Origin of the sequence: Pseudomonas fuscovaginae SE-1, assembly GCF_000364705.1 — a bacterium.
Lineage (GTDB): Bacteria > Pseudomonadota > Gammaproteobacteria > Pseudomonadales > Pseudomonadaceae > Aquipseudomonas > Aquipseudomonas fuscovaginae_A.
In genome coordinates, this window is the sequence record NZ_AQOH01000174.1 from 1 (window position 1) to 10182 (window position 10182).

At 63.8% G+C, this 10182-nt stretch carries 9 protein-coding genes; 1 reads left to right on the plus strand and 8 read right to left on the minus strand.

Annotated features, from left to right (window positions below; all coding sequences use genetic code 11):
* Positions 1-186: 186 nt before the first annotated feature.
* The 8 genes from K675_RS0116475 to K675_RS0116515 form a co-directional block, all read right to left on the minus strand.
* A complete protein-coding gene (locus K675_RS0116475) occupies positions 187-1548 on the minus strand; it encodes an LLM class flavin-dependent oxidoreductase (RefSeq protein ID WP_017904601.1) in 1362 nt (453 codons plus the stop codon).
* The gene (locus K675_RS0116480) at positions 1548-2744 is read right to left on the minus strand and encodes an SfnB family sulfur acquisition oxidoreductase (protein WP_017904602.1); all 1197 of its coding nucleotides are present in this window, start codon (positions 2742-2744) and stop codon (positions 1548-1550) included. The genes K675_RS0116475 and K675_RS0116480 overlap by 1 nt, the downstream gene beginning before the upstream one ends.
* Positions 2745-2764: 20 nt before the next feature.
* Positions 2765-4006: an SfnB family sulfur acquisition oxidoreductase gene (locus tag K675_RS0116485; RefSeq protein WP_017904603.1), complete on the minus strand. Its 1242-nt coding sequence runs from the start codon at positions 4004-4006 to the stop codon at positions 2765-2767.
* A gap of 209 nt (positions 4007-4215) precedes the next feature.
* On the minus strand, positions 4216-4971 hold the full coding sequence (locus tag K675_RS0116490) for a hypothetical protein (protein ID WP_017904604.1): 756 nt from the start codon (positions 4969-4971) through the stop codon (positions 4216-4218).
* Between the two features lie 488 nt (positions 4972-5459).
* The gene (gene tcyN / locus K675_RS0116500; protein WP_017904606.1) at positions 5460-6209 is read right to left on the minus strand and encodes an L-cystine ABC transporter ATP-binding protein TcyN; all 750 of its coding nucleotides are present in this window, start codon (positions 6207-6209) and stop codon (positions 5460-5462) included.
* Between the two features lie 3 nt (positions 6210-6212).
* Entirely contained in the window at positions 6213-6878 is a 666-nt protein-coding gene (gene tcyL, locus K675_RS0116505) for a cystine ABC transporter permease (protein WP_026145260.1), read from the minus strand.
* Positions 6878-7672 (minus strand): cystine ABC transporter substrate-binding protein, encoded by a 795-nt coding sequence (tcyJ, locus tag K675_RS0116510; RefSeq protein WP_017904608.1) that lies wholly within the window; start codon positions 7670-7672, stop codon positions 6878-6880. Before tcyJ ends, tcyL begins: the two co-directional genes overlap by 1 nt.
* Positions 7673-7916: 244 nt before the next feature.
* Positions 7917-8912, minus strand: a complete 996-nt coding sequence (locus tag K675_RS0116515; RefSeq protein ID WP_017904609.1) for a D-cysteine desulfhydrase — start codon at positions 8910-8912, stop codon at positions 7917-7919.
* A gap of 191 nt (positions 8913-9103) precedes the next feature.
* Between K675_RS0116515 and epsC the strand changes: the two genes are divergently transcribed.
* Positions 9104-10033, plus strand: coding sequence for a serine O-acetyltransferase EpsC (epsC, locus tag K675_RS0116520; protein ID WP_026145261.1), 930 nt, complete (start codon positions 9104-9106; stop codon positions 10031-10033).
* The last annotated feature ends 149 nt before the right edge of the window (positions 10034-10182 follow it).

The following is a 10182-nucleotide window of genomic DNA, read 5'->3' on the forward strand; positions in this document are numbered from 1 at the left end:
TGTGGCGAGCGGGCTTGCCCGCGCTGGGGCGCAAAGCGGCCCCAAAACCGACACCCCCAGCGCATCAGGCAGATCGCTGTCGCAAGGATTGGGGCTGCCTTGCAGCCCAGCGCGGCGGTGCGGCGTCCCGACAAGCCCGCTCGCCACAAAAAGCCCGCTTGCCACAAAAGGCTCGCTCGTCACCTTTCAGGCGGTTGGATGGCGATAAGCCGCGCCCGCATGCTCCGGCGGCAGATGCGCGCCCTCACCGAAGAGTTTTTCGCGCAAGGTCCCCTGCTCATAGGCGGTCTTGTACGAGCCGCGCCGCTGCAACTCGGGAATCACCAGGTCGATGAAGTCCTCGTAGCTTTCCGGGGTGACGATACGAGTCAGGTTGAAGCCGTCCAGGCCGGTCTCGGCGATCCACGACTCCAGCTCATCGGCCACCTGGGTCGGCGAACCGACCACGGTGATGTAGCGCCCGCCCAGGGCGTGCTGCTCCAGCAGCTTGCGACGGGTCCAGTCGTTGTTCTGCAGGTTGCGGGTCGCCGACTGGATCGCGTTGCTCTTCACGTAGCGGATCGGCTCGTCCAGCTCGTACTCGGAAAAATCGATCCCGGTCGACGCCGAGAAATGCGCCACCCCGGCCTCCGCACTGGCGTAGCCCAGATACTCGGCATGCTTGGCCCAGGCCGCCGCTTCGGTTTCGCCGACGATCACGTTGATGCCCATGAACACCTTGATCGCCTGGCCGTCGCGCCCTGCCGCCTCGGCACTGGCGCGGACCTTGTCCACCTGCGCCCGGGTCGCCGCCTTGTTCTGCCCGCTGATGAACACGCACTCGGCATGCCGCCCGGCGAACAGCAGGCCGCGCTCGGAACTGCCAGCCTGGAACAGCACCGGCGTGCGCTGCGGCGATGGTTCGCAGAGGTGATAGCCCTCGACCTGGTAGAACTCGCCCTTGTGCCGCACCTTGTGCACCTTGTCCGGCTCGGCATAGACCCGCCGCACCGGATCGTTGACCACCGCGTCGCTCTCCCAACTGCCCTCCAGCAGCGTGTAGAGCACTTCCAGGTACTCGTCGGCCTGGTCGTAGCGACGATCGTGCTCGGCCTGGGCATCGAGCCCCATGGCCTTGGCCGCGCTGTCGAGGTAGCCGGTGACGATGTTCCAGCCGACCCGACCACGGCTCAGGTGGTCGAGGGTCGACAGCCGGCGGGCGAACAGGTACGGCGTTTCATAGGTCAGGTTGGCGGTCAGGCCGAAGCCCAAGTTTTTCGTCACCGCCGCCATGGCCGAGACCAGCAGCAGCGGGTCGTTGACCGGCAACTGGATCGACTCGCGCAGCGGTACGTCCACCGACCGTTGGTAGACGTCGTAGACCCCGACGATGTCGGCGATGAACAGCCCGTCGAACAGTCCGCGCTCAAGCAACTGCGCCAGCTCGGTCCAGTACTCGATTGTCTTGTAGCGGGTCGAGGTGTCCCGTGGATGGGTCCACAGCCCGTGGTTGATATGCCCGATGCAGTTCATGTTGAAGGCATTGAGCAGGATCTTTTTCTTGCTCATCAGATGGTCCCCCGCAGCGGCGGGTTTTCATCGTTGAGGTAGTAGTTGCCCACCGCGTGATACTTCCAGCGCACCGGGTCGTGCAGCGTGTGCACCCGGGCATTGCGCCAGTGGCGATCGAGGCCGTGCTCGGCCAGGGTCGCCTGGCTGCCGGCCAGTTCGAACAGGGTGCTGCCGGCGGCCAGGGAAATCTCCGTGCTGATCGCCCGGACCTCGGCGACGGCGATCGACGCCGCCGCCACGCTGTCGGCATTCGTGTCGGCCTGGGCCCGGTCGAGAAACCCGCCAGCGCGTTCCAGCAGCGCTTCGGTCGCACTCAGGCGGATGCTCAGGTGGCCGATGCTCTTGAGCGTCAGCGGGTCGTCGACGGCCTTGTCGATGCCCGAGTCGATCCATGGCCGGGTGCGGGTGCGAACGAAATGCAGGGCGTCCTCGTAGGCCGCGCGGGCGATGCCGGTGTCGATGGCCGCATGGAGGATCTGCGCCAGCGGCCCGACCGGCGTCGGGCGTTCGAAGGCGCTCTGGAACGGGATCACGTCCTCGGCGGCGACGAACACGTCCTCGAACACCACCGAGCCGCTGCCGGTGGTGCGCTGGCCGAAGCCGGTCCAGTCGTCGATCACCGTCAGCCCGGCGCTGTCGCGCGGGACGAAGGCCAGTTGCTGCACGCCCTGCTCGTCCACCACCGAGGTGGGAATGCGCTGGGCGTAGAGCGAACCGGTCGAATAGAACTTGCGACCGTTGATGCGATAGCCCTCGCCATCGCGGCGCAGGTGAGTGACGCGATCATGGGCGGTCTTGGTGCCCAGTTCGGCCAGCGCATTGCCGAAGCGGCGACCGGCCAGGACCTCGGCGTACAACCGGCGCTTCTGCGCCTCGCTGCCATTCACCCGCAGCACTTCCAGGGCATAGAAATGGTTCTGCGGAATCTGCCCGAGCGAGGCGTCGGCCTCGGCGATCAGTTGCGTGACCTTGGCCAGGGTGACGTTCGACACACCGGCGCCGCCGTACTCTTTCGGCACGCTGATGCCCCACAGGCCGGAGCGGGAAAACACCTCCAGCTCGGGCAGCGGCAGACGCCGCTCGCGGTCGCGCAGTTGGCTGTCGCGCTTGAAATCCTCGGCCAGGTCGCTGGCAACGATCAGGGCTTGCTCGTCGCTGGCAATGACCGCGACGCGTGGGGAAAACTGTGACATGGGTGTCTCCAGAGGTCTGGTCAGATCCAGGAATGGCGGGCCGGCAAGGTGCCGTTGAGGCGATAGGCACCGACCGCGTGGTACTTCCAGCGCACCGGGTCGTGCAGGGTGTGCACCCGGGCGTTGCGCCAGTGCCGGTCGAGGTTGAACTCGGCGAGGGTGGCGCGACTGCCGGCCAGCTCGAACAGCTTCTCGCTGGCCAGCAACGAAATTTCGGTGGTGAGTACCTTGGCCTCGGCCACGACGATCGAGGCCCGCGCGGCGGCAGCGGCGTCCACCGGCCCGGCACTGATCTGGTCCAGTACCTGCCCGGCCTTGCGCAGCAGCGCCTCGGCGGCATGCAATTCGATCTTCAGCTTGCCGATATCGGCGATGACATACAGGTCATCACTGGCCCTTTCGACCTTGGCGTCGACCCACGGCCGCGACCGCTCGCGGACGAAGGCGATGCTGTCATCGATGGCGGCACGGGCGATCCCGGCGTCGATGGCGGCCTGGATCAATTGCGAGACAGCGCCCTGAATGTTCGGCGTGGCGCCCTGGCGCCAGTTCTCGACGACGTTTTCCGCCTCGACCCGCACATCGTTCAGCAGCACGGTGCCGCTGGCGGTGGTGCGCTGGCCGAAGCCGGACCAGTCATCGACCACCCGCAGGCCCGGCGTGCCACGGCGCACGAAGGCCATGACCTGGCGCCCCTCATCGTCCAGCGCCTTGACCGCCACCCAATGGGCGAACAGGGCACCGGTGGAGTAGAACTTCTGCCCGCTGATGACGAAGCCGTCACCGTCGGCGCTGATCCGGGTCTTGATCTCCAGGGTGTTGCGGGTACCACGCTCAGGCCCGGCATTACCGATGCGCCAGCCATCGAGCACGCTCTGGAACAGCTGCTTCTTCTGCCGCTCGGTGGCGGTGCCGAGCAGCGCCTGGAGAATGCCGAACTGGTTCTGCGGGATCTGCCCCAGGGCCGGGTCGGCGGCGGAAATGATCGCGAACACCTCGGCCACGGTCACGAATGAAACCTGTGGGCCGCCGAACTCGCGGGGAATGGTGATACTGCCCAGGCCGCTGCGGGTGAACTGCTCGATTTCGGCCCAGGGCAGCTTGCGCTGCTGGTCGCGCCGGGCGGCGTGGAGCCGGGCGACCTCGGCCAGCTCACGGGCGGCCTGCAGGGCTTCGGCGTCGTTGCGCAACACCCGCGCCGGCAGCAGCAGCGGCGCGATGTCCTGGTCGCTGTGGACCTGTGCCTCGTTCAAGTTAGACATCCGCGCCACTCCGTGGCGTGCGCAATGCCCCGGCGATCCGCACAAGGGTGATGGTGTTCCTGACCATACCTACCTCATCTCTCTCAGGAGGCATCGCGAAGGCGATACCGACGAAATCAAACAGGTCCGGTGGTCCGGTGCATATACCCTAAGCGCGTATAAAAATTAAATAAACTAACCTTTAGGAATATGCATAGAAGGTCCGCCCCTCACTCCCGGCGGCGTTGGGCGGCACGAGAGAATCGCGGTGTCGCGGGCCTGATGAAATGCCTGGCCGCCCCTACGCGCAACCGCCGGGGCGGCGCCCAGCGGGAGTTGTTGCCGACCCGGTCGATCACACAGTAGGTGATGTCCAGCCCGCGGTCCTCACCGGCCTCAAGGATCACCGCGGCCGGCACGAACACCGTGACCGGCTTGCCGACATCGGCCGGCGCCAGCTTGGGTAGGTCGAAGCGCACATCGCCCCAGAGCAGGGTGATTTCATCCTCGGCGGCCATGTTCGGATAAGGCTCCAGAGTCAGCGGCACGCCGCGCTTCATCTGGTTCGGGTTGACCCCGTAGCGCTGGATCGGCAGCGGAATGACCAGCGGGGCCAGCCCCTGGTTCTCCTCGTCGATCGGCAGGCCGCCGGGACAGCTCAACTTGACCGGCAGCTTGAGTGGCGGGGAAGCCTGCGCCGCACGACCGATGCGCATGAGCCGGTAGTGAATCCGTGCCACGCCTTCGAGGACGAAACTCTGCGGCACCCGCAGGCTGACCGACTGGCCCTGCTCGCCCGCCCGGACCTGCCGGGACGTCACATAACAACCGTCCCAGAACAGCTCGAGCAGGTCGCCCTCGTCCATGCCCGGATAGGCCGGGATGCACACCGACAACTGCTCGGCGGCCAGGCGACCGATGCCCCGCCGTTGTGCCTGGGGTACCACGGGCGGCGCCAGTCGGGAGTGCTCGAGAGAATCGTTCATGAAATCGTCCTTTTTATAAGTTGTCGATAAGTTCAACTTGAAAGAAGTAGACAGCGTCGCTTCGGCAACCAGGTCATGACTTCTTTCGCCGTATCCTTACAGCCGAAATTTTATGACGCGAAAATAGCGCGGACACACTCGGACACGAGTGCAGTCAGGTAACGCCGGATAAGTGGAAAGTCAGCTAAAAGTTTTGCCGAGCCCCTGTCAAGACGTTAATCGCCAGCGATTCCCATCGCTTGGCTATTCGGACGCGTCCTACCTGAGCCACCCATATTCTCGGGCTTTCATCGGGAAATTTCGAGATGGTCCGCTGTTCCTGGCGCAGCCCGGCTACGTTAAGTCGAGGGTGAAAGGAGAGGGGCTGGAGCGCTTGGAACCGCATAGTTGCCTGGTAATAAAAGAACACCACCTGCAACTTCAAACATCAGGACTTCTGCAATAACGTACTCATTCCCTGAGTACATTATTCAATTCAAAGATCCGTCCTACGCATCCCCCAGAAACTTGCTGAGAAATTGCCGGGTACGTTCTTCTTTCGGATTGGCAAACAGCGCCTTGGCTTCACCCTGTTCGACGATCACGCCCTTGTCGAAAAAGATCACCCGATTGGCCACGTCGCGAGCGAAGCTCATCTCGTGGGTGACGATGACCATGGTGCGTTTCTCTTCCGCCAGCCCGCGAATGGTCGCCAACACCTCGCCCACCAGTTCCGGGTCGAGGGCCGAAGTCGGTTCGTCGAAGAGGATCACCTGGGGCTCCATCGCCAGCGCCCGGGCAATCGCCACCCGCTGTTGCTGGCCGCCGGACAGGCGACGCGGATAGGACTCTTCCTTGCCCGCCAGGCCCACCTTGGCCAGCAGCTTGCGGCCCAGGGCCACAGCCTGCTCGCGCGGTGTCTTCTTGACCACGATCGGGCCTTCGATGACGTTCTCCAGCGCCGTGCGATGGGGGAACAGGTTGAAGTTCTGGAACACGAAACCCACCTGCTGGCGCAGCTTGCGGACCAGGTTCTGCTGCTGGCTCAGCGGGCGGCTGCCGTCGATCTCGATATCCCCGACCAGGATCCGGCCGCTGGAGGGCTCCTCGAGAAAATTCAGGCAACGCAGGAAGGTGGTCTTGCCGGAACCGCTGGGGCCGATGATCGCTACCACCTCGCCGGCCTCGACCTTGAGGTCGATGCCCTTGAGCACGCTCTGGCCATTGAATTGCTTGGTCAGTTGTTCAACCACGATCATGCTTCAGGACTCCAGGTCATGCCGGTTGACCCGGTCTTCCAGGCGATTCTGGAAATACGCCAGGATGCTTGCCAATACCCAGTAGATCAGGGCGGCGGACAGGTACATGGTGAAAATTTCAAATGTACGTGCCGACACCAGTTGCGCCTGACGGAACAGCTCGGGCACCTGGATCGTCGCCGCCAGCGCCGTGTCCTTGACCAGTGAAATGAAGCTGTTGCCCAAGGGTGGCAAGGCGGTGCGCATCGCCTGTGGCAGGATGGCCCGACGCAGGGTTTGCGCACGGGTCATGCCGATACTGGCGGCAGCTTCCCACTGACCGCGCTCGATGGAAGCGATGGCCGCACGCAGGATTTCACAGGCGTAGGCGGCCATGTTCAGCGAAAAGCCGATCATGGCCGCCGGGATCGGATCCAGCTCGATGCCCACTTGTGGCAGACCGTAGTAGATCAAAAACAGCTGCACCAGTAGCGGCGTGCCGCGAAAGAACGACACGTAGACCCGGGCGATCCCGCTGAGCAGCTTGAAGCGCGACAGACGCATCAAGGCCAGGCCGAAGCCCAGCAGCAAGCCGAAAAACATCCCGCCGAGGCTGAGAATCACCGTGTAGTACGCGCCCTTGAGCAGAAAGGGCGCGGAGTCCAGCGCGAGTTGCAAGCCTGCTTCCATTATTGAGTGACGTCAGCGTTGAAGTATTTTTCGGACAGCTTCTTCAGGGTGCCGTCAGCGCGCAGCTTGTCGAGGGCCTTGTTCACGGCGTCGAGCAGTTCAGGCTCGCCCTTGCGCAGGGCAATACCGGCTTCCTGACGGGAGAAGGCATCGCCGGCAGCGGCGGTGTCCGGGGCTTTCTTGGCGTATTCCAGGGCAGCCAGGCGGTCGATCAGGATCGCGTCGATACGGCCGATGCGCAGGTCCTGGAACTTGGTCGGGTCATCATTGTAGGTCTTGATAATGGCTTTGGGCTGGTTGTCCTTGAGCCATTGTTCATAGTTGGTGCCCAGGCCCACACCGACTTTCTTGCCAGCCAGGTCGTCGGCGGTCTTGATCGCGTCGAGGTTCTTTTTCAGGACCAGTGCCTGGATGCCGGAGACGGTGTAAGGCGTGGAGAAATCGTACTTCTTCTTGCGTTCCTCGGAGATGGTGACCTGATTGACCACCGCGTCCAGACGCTTGGACTCCAGGGCCGCGAGGATGCCATCCCACGGGGTGGCCTGCAGCTTGACCTTGCCCCCCAGTTCCTTGGCCAGCGCCTCGGACAACTCGACTTCGAAGCCGCTGAGCTTGCCGCTTTCATCGACAAAGCTGAACGGCGGATAGGTGCCTTCCAGGCCGATCTTGATCTCGCCGGCTTTCTTGATCTGGTTCAGTTGTTCACCGGCCATGGCCTGGCCCAGCAGACCGGCGCCAAGCACCAGACCCAGGCTGCCGATCAGCAGACGCTTGCGAAACGCGGAAATATTCATGAAGAGCCCCGTGTGTTTTTTATGGGAAAAGGAAGGCAAACCTGACACTTTTATTACCAGCGACCATCCTGCCTCAAAGCAGTATTGGCGTCTCGTGGCAAATTCGCCTGAGGCGAAACTATAAACGGCTCTTTTTATAATCTTAAATAATATAAAAGAATCCATTTATTCCATTTTAATGGTTTGGCCGTCCCTGGGCTACAGGGCATCCTTGCGGGAAATTTCCTGGTGCCGGGCGCTCAGCTCAGGCAAACGACGCGTCATAGGCAAACAGCGCCGGCGCCCCACCGCTATGCAGGAAGATGATCGGTCCCTCCTCGAAGCGCTGCCGGCCGATACCATCGAGCAGCCCGGCCATCGCCTTGCCGGTGTACACCGGGTCGAGCAGGATACCTTCCTGGCTCGCCAGCAACTTGACCGCCGCCAGGGTCCCGGCATTCGGCTCACCGTAGCGCGGGGCGAAATACTCGTCCCACAGCTGCACCCTGAAGCTCTCCGGCAGCGGCACGCCCAGCAGCTCGGCCGTGCATTCGGCCAGCCCCTGCACCTTCGGCCGCTGCGCCTCGTCGCTACGTGAAACCGTCACCCCGATCACCGGCAACTGCGGCAGTGTTTCACTCAGGCCCAGGGCCAGGCCACTGTGGGTCCCGGCACTGCCGGATGCCAGCACCACCGCGGCGAATTTCAGGCCGGTCGCCTCGATCTGCGCCGCCAGCTCCAGGCTTGCACGCACGTAGCCCAACGCGCCGAGAGCGTTGGAACCACCGATCGGCACCAGGTAGGGCTTCCTGCCGTTGCCGCGCAGGCGCTCGGCCAGGGCCTGCAACTGCTCGTCGGCGTCGTCCAGGTTGTCCACCAGTTCGACCCGTGCATCGAACAGGTCCAGCAGCAGGCGGTTGCCGTTACCAAGGTAGTTGCCGTCCTCGGTGCCGATCGGGTTTTCCAGCAGGGCCACGCAGCCCAGGCCCAGGCGGGCAGCCAGCGCGGCGGTCTGGCGGACATGGTTGGACTGGATCGCCCCGGCGGTGACCAGCGTATCGGCCCCTGTGGCCAGCGCATCGGCGGCCAGGTATTCGAGTTTGCGCAGCTTGTTGCCACCCAGTGCCAGCGGCGTCAGGTCATCACGCTTGATGTAAATGTCGCGGCCTAGCCACGCCGACAGACGTTCCAGCTTTTCCAGGGGCGTGGCCTGCTCGAGCAGGGGCAGGCGGTCGAAGCGAGCGAGCTGTTGTTTGATCATGCGTCCGAACTGAAGATAGGAAATGTTTCGACTATAGGCAGGCACTTTTGCCCAAGGCAACCGTCGACCATTTATTTCGAAAAGTTATTAGCAAAGCACTATTCGTTCTTAATTCCCGCTCAGGGCGGTGCCGTAAAGTGAAAGCCATTCAGGTGGCCCGATTGTCCGGCCGCCAGGTCGGAGATTTGATCGTGAGCGAGCGTTCCAGCCATTGGCAACTACAGACCATCGTCAGCCAGCTACGTGGCGCCCGGGATGAATGGCGCAGCCGCAACGGGCGGGTCAGTGATGAACAGGGTGGCCGCGAACTGCCGTCGCGTCAGGCCATGGCGGAAATTCTCGAAGCCTTGTGCGGGGCGCTGTTCCCGATGCGCCTGGGGCCGGTGGACCTGCGCGAGGAAAGCGAGGACTTTTACGTCGGCCACACCCTGGACGCCGCCCTCAATGCGCTGCTGGCCCAGGCCCGGCTGGAACTGCGTTACGCCGCCCGGCATGACGGACAGGCCGACACCGAGGTGCAGGCCAAGGCCCTGCGGCTGATCCAGGATTTCGCCATGGCCCTGCCGGCCCTGCGCCGTCTGCTCGATACCGACGTCCTGGCGGCCTACCACGGCGACCCGGCGGCGCGCAGCGTCGACGAAGTGCTGCTGTGCTACCCGGGGATTCTCGCGGTGATCCACCACCGCCTGGCACACCACCTTTACCGTGCCGGCCTGCCGCTGCTGGCACGGATCAGCTCGGAGATCGCCCACTCGGCCACCGGCATCGACATCCACCCGGGCGCGCAGATCGGCCCGAGCTTCTTCATCGACCACGGCACCGGCGTGGTGATCGGCGAAACGGCGATCATCGGCGAACGGGTGCGCATCTACCAGGCGGTGACCCTGGGTGCCAAACGCTTCCCGGCGGACGAGGACGGCCAGTTGCAGAAGGGCCACCCGCGGCACCCGATCGTCGAGGACGACGTGGTGATCTATGCCGGCGCGACCATCCTGGGCCGCATCACCATCGGCAAGGGCGCCACTATCGGCGGCAACGTCTGGCTGACCCGCAGCGTGCCGGCCGGATGCAACCTGACCCAGGCGAACCTGCAGCAGCATGAGAACGAAATCCAACGCTGAGAGGGCGGCTGACTCAGCCCCTTGGGGAAGCGGGCTTGCCCGCGAAGGCGTCCTTGAGGCCGTCAACAGCTTCGCGGGCAAGCCCGCTCCCACGAGGTTTGGTGCTGGATTGTCCATTCCTGAGTGACAGTCAAACCGATTTGAGCCGC